The sequence below is a fragment of the Pseudacidovorax sp. genome, assembly GCF_017991995.1.
GTDB lineage: Bacteria > Pseudomonadota > Gammaproteobacteria > Burkholderiales > Burkholderiaceae_C > Xenophilus.
The window spans coordinates 394,834-408,574 of the sequence record NZ_JAGOPN010000001.1 but is presented as its reverse complement, the minus strand read 5'-3'; the positions used below and the strand labels follow the sequence as shown (position 1 = coordinate 408,574).

Below are 13,741 nucleotides of genomic sequence, written 5' to 3'. Positions count from 1 at the left end.
ACGACGCGCCTACTTGACCTGCTGCTTGCCCAGCTTGCGCGCCAGGGTGCGGCGGTGCATGCCCAGGCGGCGCGCGGTCTCGGAGATGTTGAAGCCGGTCTCGGCCAGCGTTTCGTGGATGCGCTCCCATTCCAGCGTCTTGATCGAGCTGGCGCGCTGGGTGAGTTCGACATCGGTGCTGCCTTCAGCGCGGCCGAAGGCCTCCTCAATGTCGTCGGTGTTGGACGGTTTGGCCAGGTAGTGGCAGGCGCCCAGCTTGATCGCTTCCACCGCGGTGGCGATGCTGGCAAAGCCGGTGAGCACGACGATCAGCATTTCCGGATCATGCGCATGCAGGGCCTGCACACAGGCCAAGCCCGAGGCCTCGCCCTGCAGCTTGAGGTCGACCACCGCGTGCGTGGGCGACTCGGCCTCCAGCAGCGCATTCACCTCCTCGAGGCCGCCGGCGCGCAGCACCTCGTAGCCACGTCGCTCGAAGGACCGGGCGAGCGTGCGTGCAAAGGCATCGTCGTCTTCCACGATCAGCAGTTGCCGGGCGTCGGCATCAGCATCGGACAGCAGCAGGTCGGTCATTCGGTCGGATCTCTGGTGGCAAGCGTGACGGCGGCCAGCGGCAGCGTGATGCGCACCAGCGCACCGCCCTCGGCACGGTTGGCAGCCTCCACCTGACCGCCCAGGGTGCGCGCGACATTCACGACGAGGAAGAGGCCAAGGCCACTGCCTGGACGCCCCTTGGTCGACTGGTAGGGCGTGCCCAGGCGCGTGAGCATGTCGGCGCGAAAGCCCGGGCCTTCGTCGAAGACTTCGAGCACCAGCGTGTCGTCATCGCGGCCCACATGGAGATGGATACGCTGGGGCGAGGCCTCGCGGGCATTGTCCAGCACGTTGCAGATCATCTGCGCGATGGCGGAGTCCGAGACCATGGGCAGATCGTGCCCAAAGCGGTTGCTGTAGAGCAGCACCGTGCCCGAGCGTGTGGAGCGCCAGTCGGCCACCAGGTCGTCGAGGAAGCGGCAGACGGTGGTCATGGCCGAGGACTCGCCCCGCGTCTCGCCCGCCGACAGAAGGATGCCGCTCACGATGGACTTGCAGCGCAGCACCTGCGTCTGCATCTCCGTCACGTCCTGCAGCAGTTCGGGGTCGGAATTGAAGTGCGGCAGGTGCTGCCAGTCGCCCAGGATCACGGCCAGCGTGGCCAGGGGGGTACCCAATTCATGCGCCGCGCCCGAGGCCAGCAGGCCCATGCGAACGATGTGTTCCTCTTCGGCCGCTCGCTGGCGCAGGGCGGCCAGGCGGGCGTCGCGCTCGCGCAGGTTCTGGCCGATGCGGGTGATGAACACCACCAGCAGTACGGCGTTGAGGGCGAAGCAGATCAGCAAGCCCGCCAGGTAGGGACTGGCCAGGCCACGGTGCGCCTCCAGCGCCACCGGCAGCGGCCGGCTGAAGATCGCCAGGCCGGCGACGCAGCCGATGGCCACGGCCACCATGGTCCACACGGCCCAGGCCCGCAGCAGCACGGCGCCCAGGGTGACCTGCAACAGGTAGAGGTAGACGAAAGGGTTGCTGATGCCGCCGCTCAGGTGCAGCTGCGCCGTGAGCGTGCCCACGTCCACCATCAGGCCCAGGAACAGCTCGCCGTTGGTGACGCGGCGCCCGGTGCGCCAGCGCAGCAGGCTCAGCACGTTGAAGGCCAGCAGGCCCGCCAGCACGGCCAGCATGGGCTCCAGCGGAATGGGCAGCCGCAGGCCGTAGTGCGCGACCTCGATGGTCACGATCTGGCCAAAGGCGGCGATCCAGCGCAACTGGATCAGCTGGTGCAGGTTCTTGCGGCCGGTGGCCGAGTCGAGGCCGCGCGCGGCCTGGGCCCGCACCTGGGCGCGCGCGGCAAGCAGGGCAGGGGAGTCGGGAGGGCTGGCGCTCATCGCGCGGGATTGTCGTCGTCCGGCTCCAGGGCGCCTCGGCGCCAGGCATAGGCCATGCCCACCACCAGCAGCAGGGCCATGCCGTACCAGGTGATGGCGTACATCAGGTGGTTGTTGGGAAAGCGGATGACGGTCAGGCCGCCCACGGGCCAGGTGCCCTCGGCCTGGGCCGGGTCACGTGCGGCGTCCACGAAATAGGGGGCGGTGTCGCCGGCCGGCAAACCGCGCGCCGCCGTGAGGGCGGCGATGTCGCGCGAATACCAGCGATCGGCACCGGGATCGTTGTGCCGCAGGAAGGCGCCCTTGGGCTCGGTGATGCGCAGCAGGCCCACCACATTGACGGTGCCGGTCGGATCGGCCCGGCCGCGGGCCGAGGGCTCACGCGCCTGTGGGGGCAGGAAGCCGCAGTTGACCCACACGAAGCTGCCGTCCGGCCGCGCGAGGGGCGTCAGCAGCCAGAAGCCTGCGCCCAGATCGGTGGTGGCCTGCACCAGTGCCGCCTTGTCCGTCAGGAAGCGGCCCTGCAGCGTCACGTGCTGGTATTCCGCGCTGTCGGCCGTGACGGACGGCCAAGCGGCGCGCGCCGGTGCGTCGATCGGCGTTGCCGTCACTCGGGCATCGACCCGTGCGATCAGCTCGCGCTTCCACGCCAGGCGCTGGACCTGCCAGGTGCCCAGGGCCAACAGGAGCACAAAAAAAAGTGCCGCGGCAGGCACGAGGACCCGACCGCGGCGCCGCTGCGTCATTGCGCGCGCTGGATGTGCTGCTGCATCTCGTGCGCCGGCATCATGTTCGTGTTCATGTGGAACATGACCCACAGCGTGCCCGCGATGGCAATGGCCACGAACACGACGGTGAAGATGGTGGACAGCAGGGTCCAGCCGCCTTCGACCTTGCCGTTCATGTGCAGGAAGAAGACCATGTGCACGAGGATCTGGACGACCGCGAAGGCGCCCAGCACGATGACGGCCGTGTTGCGGCTGCTGATCACGTCGTTCATCACCAGCCAGAAGGGAATGGCGGTGAGCACGATGGACAGCACGAAACCGATCATGTAGCCCGAGAAGGTGCTGTGCGGCCCCACGTCGCCGTGGTGGTCGTCATGATGGTGATCGTCGTGGGCATGGCCGGCGTGCGCGGCGTGGGTTGCATGGGTACTCATCACAGCACTCCCATCAGGTAGACGAAGGTGAAGACGCCGATCCACACGACGTCCAGAAAGTGCCAGAACATCGACAGGCACATCAGGCGGCGCTTGTTCTCGTGGATCAGGCCGTGCTTGGAGATCTGGATCATCAGCACGACCATCCAGATCGAGCCGAAGGTCACGTGCAGGCCGTGGGTGCCGACCAGCGCAAAGAAGGCCGACAGGAAGGCGCTGCTCTGCGGCGTGGCGCCTTCATGGATCAGGTGGTGGAACTCGTAGAGCTCCACGCCCAGGAAGCACAGGCCGAAGATGCCGGTGATGGCCAGCCAGCCCAGCGTGCCGCCCACCTTGTTCTGCTGCTTCTGCAGCATGGCAAAGCCGAAGGTGATCGACGACAGCAGCAGGAAGGCCGTGTTGATGGCCACCAGCTTCAGGTCGAACAGTTCGGCGCCGCTGGGGCCGCCCGCATAGCTGCGGCCGAGCACGCCATAGGTCGCGAAGAGCGCCGCGAAGATCAGGCAGTCGCTCATCAGGTAGAGCCAGAAGCCCAGCGAGGTGCCGTTCTCCGGATGCGGCTCGTCCGCCAGGTGGTAGGCGCGGTCGGTGGTGTCGCCGGCGGTGCCGGTGGCGTAGGCGAGATCAGACATGACGGGCCAGCAGTTGGGTGCGCGCGTTCTCGGCGGCCGAGACTTCCTCGGCCGGGATGTGGTAGTCGCGCTTGTAGTTGAAGGTGTGGATGATCGACGCCAGGATCGTCGCCGCGAACGACGCGGCAGCCAGCGGCCACATGTGCCAGATGAGTGCGAAGCCGCAGATCACCGAGAACACCGAGATCACCACGCCGGCGCCGGTGTTGGCGGGCATGTGGATCGGCTTGAAGCCGCCGAGCGGGCGCTTGTAGCCGTTCTGCTTCATGTCCCACCAGGCATCGACCTCGTGCACCACGGGCGTGAAGGCGAAGTTGTACTGGGGCGGGGGCGAGGAAGTGGCCCACTCCAGCGTGCGGCCGTTCCACGGGTCGCCCGTGTGGTCACGCAGCTGCTCGCGGCGCAGGTAGCTCACTCCCAGCTGGATCAGGAAGCAGGCGATGCCGCAGGCGATCAGCACGGCGCCCAGAGCCGCGACCTGGAACCAGATCTGCAGCGACGGGTCCTCGAAATGGTTGACGCGACGCGTCACGCCCATCAGGCCGAGCACGTACAGCGGCATGAACGCCACGTAGAAGCCTACCAGCCAGAACCAGAACGAGCACTTGCCCCAGAAGGCGTCGAGCTTGTAGCCGAAGGCCTTGGGGAACCAGTAGTTGATGCCGGCGAACATGGCGAACACCACGCCGCCGATGATCACGTTGTGGAAGTGGGCGATCAGGAACAGGCTGTTGTGCAGCACGAAGTCGGCCGGGGGCACGGCCAGCAGGACGCCGGTCATGCCACCAATGGCGAAGGTGCACATGAAGCCGACGGTCCACAGCATGGGCGGCTCGAAGCGGATGCGGCCGCGGTACATGGTGAAGAGCCAGTTGAAGATCTTCGCGCCCGTCGGGATCGAGATGATCATCGTCGTGATGCCGAAGAAGGCATTCACGCTCGCGCCGGAGCCCATCGTGAAGAAGTGGTGCAGCCACACGATGTACGAGAGGATGGTGATACAGACCGTGGCGTAGACCATCGACGTGTAGCCGAACAGGCGCTTGCCCGAGAAGGTGGCCACCACCTCGGAGAACACGCCGAAGGCCGGCAGCACCAGGATGTAGACCTCGGGGTGGCCCCAGATCCAGATCAGGTTGACGTACAGCATCGGGTTGCCGCCCGACACGTTGGTGAAGAAGTTCGTGCCGACATAACGGTCGAGCGACATCAGCACCAGGGCGGCCGTCAGCACCGGGAAGGAGGCCACGATCAGCGCGTTGGTGCACAGCGAGGTCCAGGTGAAGACGGGCATCTTCATCAGGCCCATGCCGGGGGCGCGCATCTTGACGATGGTCACCAGCAGGTTGATGCCCGAGAGCGTGGTGCCCACCCCCGCGATCTGCAGCGCCCAGATGTAGTAGTCCAGGCCCACCCCCGGGTTCTGGTTGCCCAGCGTCGACAGGGCCAGCCAGCCGGCGGTGGAGAACTCGCCCAGGAACAGCGACAGCATCACCAGCACGGCGCCGCCGGTGGTCATCCAGAAGCTGAAGTTGTTCAGGAAGGGGAAGGCCACGTCGCGCGCGCCGATCTGCAGCGGCACGAGGTAGTTCATCAGGCCCGTGACCAGCGGCATCGCCACGAAGAAGATCATGATGACGCCGTGCGCCGTGAAGATCTGGTCGTAATGGTGTGGCGGCAGATAGCCCATGTTGTCGCCGAAGGCCACGGCCTGCTGCAGACGCATCATCAGCGCGTCGGCAAAGCCGCGCAGCAGCATCACGATGCCCAGGATCATGTACATGATCCCGATCTTCTTGTGGTCGATGCTGCAGAACCAGTCGCGCCACAGCGGACCCCACAGCCGGAACTTGGTGAGCAGCGCGAGCACGGCAAGGCCGCCGAGCGCGACGGCGATGAAGGTCCACAGCACGATCGGCTCGTGCGCCATGGGAACGGATTCCCAGGTCAGCCGCCCCAGCAGCCAGTGGGGCGCGGCGGTAGAAGGTTCAGTCATAGGGCTTCGTTTCTTCGAATGGGTGCCGGGATGCGGGCCGGGGAGGGCGGCGTCCTCAGTTGAGCAGGTCGACCGGTTGGTTGGGCGTGCAGATCTGCTGCGGCATCAGCGCAGCGACGGCGGCCTCGCCGGCCTTGGTGCGGCCGCGCAACGCGTCCTGGGCCATCACCTGGTGCATGCAGCGCTGACCGTCCACGGTGCACAGGTTGAGCACGCGCGAGTACAGGTCGGGGTCGACGGAAGCGAAGCGCTGCACGGGATTGCGCTCGCTGGGCTTGGCCAGGTCGTTGTAGACGGCGCGCGTCAGGCTCTGGCTGCCGGACTTGGCATCGGCCACCCACTTGGCGAAGTCCTCGTTGGAGACGCCGTGGAACTTGAAGGTCATGCCCGAGAAGCCGGCGCCGCTGTAATGCGAGGACAGGCCGTGGTAGACACCCGGCTTATTGATGACGGCATTGAGCTCGGTCTGCATGCCGGGCATGGTGTAGATCATGCCGGCCAGGTCGGGCACGTAGAAGGCATTCATCGTCGTGCTGGAGGTCAGCTTGAAGAGGATGGGCCGGTCCACCGGCGCCGCCACCTCATTGACCGTGGCGATGCCTTGCTCGGGATAGATGAAGAGCCATTTCCAGTCCAGCGAAACGACCTGGATCTCCAGCGGCTTGACGTCCGCCGGCATCGGCTTGCCCGCCGCGATGCGGTCGAGCGGGCGGTACGGATCCAGCGTATGGGTGCTGATCCACGTCAACGCGCCCAGGGCGATGATGATCAACAGTGGAGCCGACCAGATGACCAGCTCCAGGCGGGTGGAGTGGTGCCAGTCGGGCTGGTAGTCGGCCTCCTTGTTCGCGGCACGGTAGCGCCAGGCGAACAGCAGGGTGAGCACGATCACCGGGATGATGATCAGCAGCATCAGCCCGGTCGCGATCATCACGAGGCGGCCCTGCTGCGAGGCGATGTCCCCCGAGGGACTGAGCACCACCGTGTTGCAACCGGCCAGGAGCGCCGTGGCGGCCAGGAGGGCTGGCGCGCGGAAGGTCTTGAGTGAAGGCATACGCTGGAATCTGAAAGGAACGAGCAGGCCGGCACCTCGCGCACCGGCGGCAGGAGTCCGCACTTTAGAGGTGCACGCCCGCGTAGGCGATTGGACAATTTGTCCTATCGACACTGTCCGACGGCTCTGCGAATCTCGCGTGGTAATCTGGGCGCTCCTCGAATACAAGGGAGACTTCGATGAGCAGCCTGAGCCCGGCACACCCCGGAATCCACTCTGGAGATCTCGAGCGCGACGCTCGCCAGGTCAATGCGGACGATCACGATGTGGCCCCGGGCGACATCGCCGTCGGCGTGGTGATCGGGCGATCCTCCGAGTACTTCGACTTCTTCGTCTTCGGCATCGCCTGCGCGCTGGTGTTTCCCCAGCTGTTCTTTCCCTTCGTCGAGCGTCTCGAAGGCACGCTCTACGCGTTCGCCATTTTCTCGCTGGCCTTCATCGCGCGGCCCATTGGCACCGTCGTCTCGATGGGCATCCAGAAGCGCTACGGCCGCGCCACCAAGCTGACCATCGCGCTCTTCCTGCTCGGTACGTCCACGGCGGGCATTGCCTTCCTGCCGGGCTATGACGTCGTCGGCGGCTGGGCGATCCTGCTGCTGGCCTTGTTCCGGATCGGGCAGGGGCTGGGCACCGGCGGCTCCTGGGACGGCCTGCCGTCGCTGCTGTCGATGAACGCGCCGCCGCACCGCCGCGGCTGGTACGCCATGCTGGGACAGCTGGGCGCGCCGCTCGGCTTCGTGGTTGCCAGCGCGCTGTTCATGTACCTGTACGGCAGCCTGTCCCAGGAAGATTTCATGAACTGGGGCTGGCGCTATCCCTTCTATGTGGCCTTTGCCATCAACGTGGTGGCGCTGTTCGCCCGGCTGCGCCTGGTGGTCACGCATGAGTATGAGAGGGCGCTCGAACAGCGGGAACTCGAACCCACGCCCGCCGGCGAACTGCTTCGCACCCAGGGTTACAACATCTTCATCGGCGCCTTCGCCGCGCTGGCCAGCTATGCGCTGTTCCACCTGGTGACGGTGTTTCCGCTGTCGTGGATTCAGCTCTATTCGGACCAGTCCATTGCCGACTTCCTGGGCGTGCAGGTGATCGGCGGCCTGCTGTGTGCTGCGGCCGTGCTGGCTTCTGGCTGGATTGCCGACCGCTTTGGTCGTCGCAACACCCTGGGCACCCTGGCTGCCTTGATCGGCTTGTTCAGCCTCGTGGCACCGGTGCTGCTCAAGTCGAGCGAAGGACAGAACGTCTTCATCCTGATCGGCTTCGTGCTCCTGGGCCTGTCGTATGGCCAGGCCTCCGGGACGGTGACCTCGAACTTCAGCGCGCGCTACCGCTACACCGGCGCCGCGCTGACCTCCGATTTCGCCTGGCTGGTGGGGGCCGCATTTGCGCCGCTGGTCGCGCTCGGACTGTCGGCCCATTTTGGGCTGGCGTTCCTGGGCGTCTATTTGGCCTCCGGCGCGATCTGCACGTTGGTGGCGCTGTACATCAACAAGACGCTGGAGTCGTCCCGCGACTGAGGGATCATGGCTGGCGCTTCGGCGCCCGGCTTGGATCGTCAGAGACCCAAAGCGCCTCACAGAGGCGCTTTTTTCTTGCGCCGCTCGGCTGGGCCGAGGGCAGCCGAAGATGAGGGTGAAGGTTGGCTAGGAGGGGAGCGAGGGCCAGCGCGCTGGGGCACGCAATCGCTGCCCATCAGGCATCAACGTTATTTGACATAACGCACATTGCATATCTAACGGACGGATAGACCGCCGAGTTCCCAGCCCTCGACCTGGGCCGGGCCGTCGCTGCGACCGCCTCGGCAACCGCTGGCTCTCGCACACAGCTGCTGGGCCGCGCGCCTCATCCTTCCACCGGCGCGGCCCGCTGAAGCCGGTCCGCCAGCACCTCCAGGGCCCTGCGACCGCGCTCGAAATCGAAATTGGCAATGGCGCCGTTGGCATCCTCCAGCATTTCGGCAGGCAGCAAGGCAGAGAGCGCTCCAAATGGAACCTCCGGCCATTCCCCTGCACGCAGCAGCGTGATGGTGCGCGCGATCAGGTCCAGCACGCACGCCAGGTTCAGTTGCACATCGGTGCCGTTCGCGGCGTTGAGCCACACCGCGTCCGGCGATTGCAGGCGCTGGGCGCGCAGCGCCTGTTCCGCGTGCAGCAGTTCGCCCGGCAGCGCCACGATGCACTGGCTGCACCCCGTGGGATCCTGGGCCAGGGCCGCAGTCTCCAGTCGACCCGCCAATCCTTGCAGGGTATTGAGACCGAAATGCCCCGCCGCCCCGACCAGCCGGTGCGCCAGCGCGGCCAGGCCCTTCCAGTCCTGGTCGTCCGCCAGCTGCATCAGCCTGCCCGGCGTCGCGCGCTGCTCGGCCAGGAAGCGTTCGAGCGCGTCGTGCAGCAGTCCCGGCCGGTGCCACAGCGACAGTGCGCGATGCCAGTCGATGGCCAGCGACTCGGGATGGCCGGCCTCGGGCAGATCCGGGGCCAGGACGAGTCCCAGCACGCGGGCCATCTCGCGCATGAGCTGCGCCGGCGCCAGGGGCTTGCCTGCAAAGCCCTCCATGCCTGCGGACTCGGCCGCGAGGCGGTCGGCCTCGAGCACGCTCGCAGACATGGCGATGATCGGCGTGTGCCGGTCGGCCGCCGCCTGCTCGGCCCGGCGGATGGCACGCGCGGCCTCCAGGCCGTCCATGCCGGGCATCTGCAGGTCCATGAGGATGAGGTCGAAACGCTCGCGCGCGGCGATCTGCACCGCCTGTTCGCCGCCCCCGGCCAGTGCCACCTGGTGGCCCTCGCGGCCCAGCAGGATCTCCAGCAGCTCCAGGTTGCTCGGCGCGTCGTCCACGGCCAGCACGCGCAGCGCGGGCAGTTGCAGCGGCGTGTCTGCGCCTCCAGCCGCATCCGGCGATCCGGCGGGACTGCCCAGCGGCAATGGCAGCCGCACGGTGAACACACTGCCGCGCCCCGGCGTGCTGGCTACCCGGATGGTGCCGCCCATCAGGTGCGCCAGCTGTCGCGAGATGGTGGTGCCCAACCCCGTGCCACCGAAGCGCCGCGACGTCGAGGCGTCGGCCTGGGCAAAGGGTTCGAAGATGCGCTCCAGCATGTCCTGCTCGATGCCGATGCCGGTGTCCTCCACCTCGAGGCTGAGCTGGCCACCGTGATGGCGCACGCGCAGCACCACCCTGCCCTGTTCGGTGAACTTCACGGCATTGCCCAGCAGGTTGAGCAGCACCTGCTGCACCCGCAGCGCATCGCCGCGGAAGTGCAGCGGAACGCTCGGGTGGTAGTCGAGGACCAGGTCAAGGCCCTTGCGGATCGCGCTGATGCGCATCGATGCGACCACCTGGTCGCACAGCGCGCGCAGGGAGAAGTCCTCCTCCATCAGCGTCATCGCGCCCTTCTCCAGCTTGGCCGTGTCGAGCACCTCGTTGAGCAGCCGCAGCATCGAATGCGAGGCCTGGTGGATGGTGCTCAGGTGGCGGCGCTGGCTGGCGTCGAGCGGCGAATCGAGCAGCACCTCCGAGAAGCCGATGATGGCGTTCATCGGCGTGCGGATCTCGTGGCTCATGTTGGCCAGGAAGCTGCTGCGCGCCGCCGCGGCGGATTCGGCGCGTTCCTTGGCGTCGCGCAGGGCCTGCTCCATCAGGCGCCGCTCGCTCAGGTCCGCCGCCAGCTTGAGGATCTTGAAGGGCCGCCCCTCGGCATCAAGGATCGGGTTGTAGAAGCTGTGCAGCCACACCTCCCGTCCGTCCCGGGTGATGCGGGCATATTCGCCGCTTTGCTGCTCGCCGGCGCGCAGCCGCCGCCAACGCTCGGCATAGTCGGCGCTCTGGACCTCTTCGGGCCGGCACAGCACCGCATGGGGCTGGCCGCGCAGCTCTTCCATGGTGTAGCCGACCAGGCGCAGGAACAGGTCGTTGGCACGCAGGATGCGTCCATCCAGGTCCAGCTCGACCATGCCCTGGGCGCGCCCGATGGCGTTGACGATGCCCTCGTACTCGGCGTTGCGCGCGCGCAGCGCCGTGTTGTCGACCATCACCCCGTCGATCCACTGGATCTCACCATCATTGCCGCGCACGCCCCGGCCGGTTTCCGACACCCAGCGCAACCGGCCGCTGCGGTGCCGCAGGCGATATTCGACGTGGTAGGAGCGGTCCTGGGCGAGCGCCTGGCCGACCTGCTGCCAGATGCGCTTGACATCGTCCGGGTGCATCAGGTCCGCATAGCTGATGCGCCCGGCCAGGAAGTCCTCCGCCGGGAAGCCGCACAGGCCCTCCACGGCGTCGCTGATGAACAGCATGCGCCAGTCGCGGGCAAAGCGGCAGCGGAAGGTCACGCCGGGAATGTTGGCGATGAGCGAGCGGAACTGTTCTTCGCTGCGGCGAAGCGACAGCTCCATGTCCCGCCGCTCGCGGATGTCGGTGAGAAAGCCGACGAACAGCGCCTCGTCCTGGAGCTCTGCCCGGCCCACGGCCAGGCGGACCGGCAGCAGCCGCCCTTGCTTGTCGCGAGCTTCCACCTCGCGGCCCACGCCGATGATGTTGGCCAGGCCCGTCTTCATGTAGCGGTCCAGGTAGCCGTCATGGCCCCCGCGATGCGGTTCGGGCATCAGCATCGCGATGTTGCGGCCGACCACCTCGTCGGCCCGCCAGCCCAGCAGGCGCTCGGCGGCGCCATTGAACGATTGAATGGTGCCGCGCGCGTCGATCATCACGATGCCGTCCACCGCCGTGTCCACCAGGGCGCGCAGGCGCGACTCGCTGCGGCGCACCTGCTCCAGCAGATGACGCTGGCGCAGCCCCACCTGCAGCGCCACCGCCAGCAGGCCGATCAGGGCCACGAACCCGGCAATGGCCACCACCAGCAGCGTGTGCCGCCCCTCAGGGACGCCGTCGATGGCGACGCCGTCGAAGTGCAGCGCTGCCATCGCCGTGTAATGCATGGCGAGGATGGCCAGGCCCAGCACCGACCCCGCGACGGCCGCCACCCGCCAGGGCCGGTCCTGCGCCTGCATGCGCAGGCGGGCATAGACCCACAGCGCCAGCGTGGCCAGCAGCACAGCCAGCACCAGGGAGAAGGCGGTCAAGCCGGGATCGTGGCGCATGCCCACCATGGCCGCCGAGGCGGCCATGCCGGCATGGTGCATGGCGCCGATGCCCGCGCCCACCGCCACCCCGCCCCAGGCAATGGCCGCCCGGCCCAGATGCGCGCGCGTAAGCAGCAGCATGGCCACCCAGCAAGCGCCCAGCGCAGGCAGCAGCGACAGCGCCGTCATGCCCAGCCCGATCGGGGCCGCGGCGCACAAGGCAAAGGCCAGCATGCCGATGAAATGCATCGCCCAGATGCCGCAGGCCATGGCCAGCGCGCCACCGGCCGCGCTCAGATGGCGGATGCCGGCATGTCGCGCGCGCCAGCCCAGCGATGCCATGTGCACCGCCAGGATGGAAGACAGGATGGCCAGGACCACCGACAGGCCGACCAGCCGCGCATCGTGAAGGCGCCAGAGCAGAGGCTCGGCAGCAAAGCCGGCAGAGGAGAACCACGACATGGCTTTTTCACTATATTGCAGAAAGTAACCCAAGCCTGTCCGCCCTCCTGCGTCTCGGCTATTTGGGGGAGGACGCGGCGCATGCCCTCTTTTCTTGCCAGCGGTCCGACCCCTCGCTACATTGACATTTTTGAGGGCCTGCAATGTCTGTAGACAGCACCACGTCTCCCCCTGCCACCTCACCCTCCTCCCGCCAGCACATCCGCCTGACCTCGCATGCCGGCGGCCTGGGCTCGCTGCCCATCCACTGGGACGCGGCCACCCCGGCCGAACGCGGACCGGTCGTGGGCACTACGACCAAGCGCGCCCACCGCAACGTGATCGGCACCCACAGCGGCAGCTACAGCGTCTACCGCGCACTGGCCGTGGCCGCGGGGGCGCTCAAGCGCGAGCACCGTGCCGACCTCACCAACACGTCGCCGACCGACGCGATCGGGCCCTATCCGCAATGGAGCGAGCCGGGCAAGATCGTGTCGATGGACCCCTGGGGCGCCGTCGTCTCCGACGTCTTCGCGCAGGAACTGGGCGCGGGCTACGACATCCGGCCCACCATCGCCGTCACCAAGGCGCATGTGATCCTGCCCGAGGTGATCGACGCGCTGCAGAAGGGCCGCCTGAAGGCCGACGGCAAGTTCCTGACTGCCGGTGGCGCCGCGCTGGTCACCAAGGCGGCCATCGAGCCGGTCTGGTGGCTGCCGGGCGTGGCCCGACGATTCGGCTGTTCCGAGACCGACCTGCGGCGCGTGCTCTTCGAGGAGACGGGCGGCATGTATCCCGAGCTCGTCACGCGCTCCGACCTCGAAGTCTTCCTGCCACCCATCGGCGGGCAGACGATCTACATCTTCGGCAACCCGCGCGACCTGGCCAACCCCGAGGTCGAACTCACCGCCCGTGTGCACGATGAATGCAATGGCTCGGACGTGTTCGGCTCCGACATCTGCACCTGCCGCCCCTATCTCACGCACGCCATCGAGGAATGCATCCAGGGCGCGCAACGCGGCGGCGTGGGACTGATCTCCTATGCGCGCAAGGAAGGCCGGGCGCTGGGCGAGGTCACCAAGTTCCTGGTCTACAACGCCCGCAAGCGCCAGGTGGGCGGCGACACCGCCGACCAGTACTTCGCCCGCACCGAATGCGTGGCCGGCGTGCAGGACATGCGCTTCCAGGAGCTGATGCCCGACGTGCTGCACTGGCTGGGCATCCGCAAGATCCACCGGCTGGTCTCCATGAGCAACATGAAATACGACGCCATCACCGGCTCGGGCATCGAAGTGGGCGAGCGCGTCAACATCCCCGACGACCTCATCCCGGCGGATGCCCGGGTCGAGATCGACGCCAAGATGGCGGCCGGCTATTTCACACCCGGCAAGGTGCCCGGTGCCGATGAACTCAAGGCCACCCGCGGGCGGGGGCTGGGCGAATGACGGACAG

General features: G+C 67.3%; 10 protein-coding genes. 2 read left to right on the top strand and 8 right to left on the bottom strand.

Annotated features, from left to right (window positions below; translation table 11 throughout):
- Positions 1-9: 9 nt before the first annotated feature.
- The 7 genes from KBC94_RS01900 to cyoA are packed head-to-tail and all read right to left on the bottom strand — an operon-like array spanning position 10 to position 6,766.
- On the bottom strand, positions 10-573 hold the full coding sequence (locus tag KBC94_RS01900; protein WP_294365711.1) for a response regulator transcription factor: 564 nt from the start codon (positions 571-573) through the stop codon (positions 10-12).
- The gene (locus KBC94_RS01895; RefSeq protein ID WP_234191909.1) at positions 570-1,922 is read right to left on the bottom strand and encodes an ATP-binding protein; all 1,353 of its coding nucleotides are present in this window, start codon (positions 1,920-1,922) and stop codon (positions 570-572) included. Before KBC94_RS01895 ends, KBC94_RS01900 begins: the two co-directional genes overlap by 4 nt.
- The gene (locus KBC94_RS01890; protein WP_294365708.1) at positions 1,919-2,668 is read right to left on the bottom strand and encodes an SURF1 family protein; all 750 of its coding nucleotides are present in this window, start codon (positions 2,666-2,668) and stop codon (positions 1,919-1,921) included. The genes KBC94_RS01895 and KBC94_RS01890 overlap by 4 nt, the downstream gene beginning before the upstream one ends.
- Positions 2,665-3,084: a cytochrome o ubiquinol oxidase subunit IV gene (cyoD, locus tag KBC94_RS01885; protein WP_017757638.1), complete on the bottom strand. Its 420-nt coding sequence runs from the start codon at positions 3,082-3,084 to the stop codon at positions 2,665-2,667. Before cyoD ends, KBC94_RS01890 begins: the two co-directional genes overlap by 4 nt.
- Complete coding sequence (cyoC, locus tag KBC94_RS01880; protein ID WP_017757637.1) at positions 3,084-3,716, bottom strand: cytochrome o ubiquinol oxidase subunit III; 633 nt, start codon at positions 3,714-3,716, stop codon at positions 3,084-3,086. The genes cyoD and cyoC overlap by 1 nt, the downstream gene beginning before the upstream one ends.
- Positions 3,709-5,712: a cytochrome o ubiquinol oxidase subunit I gene (gene cyoB / locus KBC94_RS01875; protein ID WP_294365699.1), complete on the bottom strand. Its 2,004-nt coding sequence runs from the start codon at positions 5,710-5,712 to the stop codon at positions 3,709-3,711. The genes cyoC and cyoB overlap by 8 nt, the downstream gene beginning before the upstream one ends.
- Before the next feature lie 55 nt (positions 5,713-5,767).
- The gene (cyoA, locus tag KBC94_RS01870; RefSeq protein ID WP_294365696.1) at positions 5,768-6,766 is read right to left on the bottom strand and encodes a ubiquinol oxidase subunit II; all 999 of its coding nucleotides are present in this window, start codon (positions 6,764-6,766) and stop codon (positions 5,768-5,770) included.
- A gap of 179 nt (positions 6,767-6,945) precedes the next feature.
- On the opposite strand from cyoA, the gene KBC94_RS01865 reads away from it, so the two are divergent.
- Positions 6,946-8,283, top strand: coding sequence for an MFS transporter (locus tag KBC94_RS01865; RefSeq protein ID WP_294365693.1), 1,338 nt, complete (start codon positions 6,946-6,948; stop codon positions 8,281-8,283).
- A gap of 325 nt (positions 8,284-8,608) precedes the next feature.
- On the opposite strand, the gene KBC94_RS01860 is transcribed toward KBC94_RS01865, so the two are convergent.
- Positions 8,609-12,310: a PAS domain S-box protein gene (locus KBC94_RS01860; RefSeq protein ID WP_294365690.1), complete on the bottom strand. Its 3,702-nt coding sequence runs from the start codon at positions 12,308-12,310 to the stop codon at positions 8,609-8,611.
- Between the two features lie 143 nt (positions 12,311-12,453).
- Here KBC94_RS01860 and KBC94_RS01855 point away from each other — a divergent pair, with 143 nt between their 5' ends.
- The gene (locus KBC94_RS01855) at positions 12,454-13,734 is read left to right on the top strand and encodes a GTP cyclohydrolase II (RefSeq protein WP_294365689.1); all 1,281 of its coding nucleotides are present in this window, start codon (positions 12,454-12,456) and stop codon (positions 13,732-13,734) included.
- Positions 13,735-13,741 lie beyond the last annotated feature (7 nt).

Coding starts and splice junctions, on each gene's coding strand:
- cyoC (WP_017757637.1), bottom strand. CDS start 3,716: ATGTCTGATCTCGCCTACGCCACCGGCACCGCCGGCGACACCACCGAC.
- KBC94_RS01900 (WP_294365711.1), bottom strand. CDS start 573: ATGACCGACCTGCTGCTGTCCGATGCTGATGCCGACGCCCGGCAACTG.
- cyoD (WP_017757638.1), bottom strand. CDS start 3,084: ATGAGTACCCATGCAACCCACGCCGCGCACGCCGGCCATGCCCACGAC.
- KBC94_RS01895 (WP_234191909.1), bottom strand. CDS start 1,922: ATGAGCGCCAGCCCTCCCGACTCCCCTGCCCTGCTTGCCGCGCGCGCC.
- cyoA (WP_294365696.1), bottom strand. CDS start 6,766: ATGCCTTCACTCAAGACCTTCCGCGCGCCAGCCCTCCTGGCCGCCACG.
- KBC94_RS01865 (WP_294365693.1), top strand. CDS start 6,946: ATGAGCAGCCTGAGCCCGGCACACCCCGGAATCCACTCTGGAGATCTC.
- KBC94_RS01890 (WP_294365708.1), bottom strand. CDS start 2,668: ATGACGCAGCGGCGCCGCGGTCGGGTCCTCGTGCCTGCCGCGGCACTT.
- KBC94_RS01855 (WP_294365689.1), top strand. CDS start 12,454: ATGTCTGTAGACAGCACCACGTCTCCCCCTGCCACCTCACCCTCCTCC.
- KBC94_RS01860 (WP_294365690.1), bottom strand. CDS start 12,310: ATGTCGTGGTTCTCCTCTGCCGGCTTTGCTGCCGAGCCTCTGCTCTGG.
- cyoB (WP_294365699.1), bottom strand. CDS start 5,712: ATGACTGAACCTTCTACCGCCGCGCCCCACTGGCTGCTGGGGCGGCTG.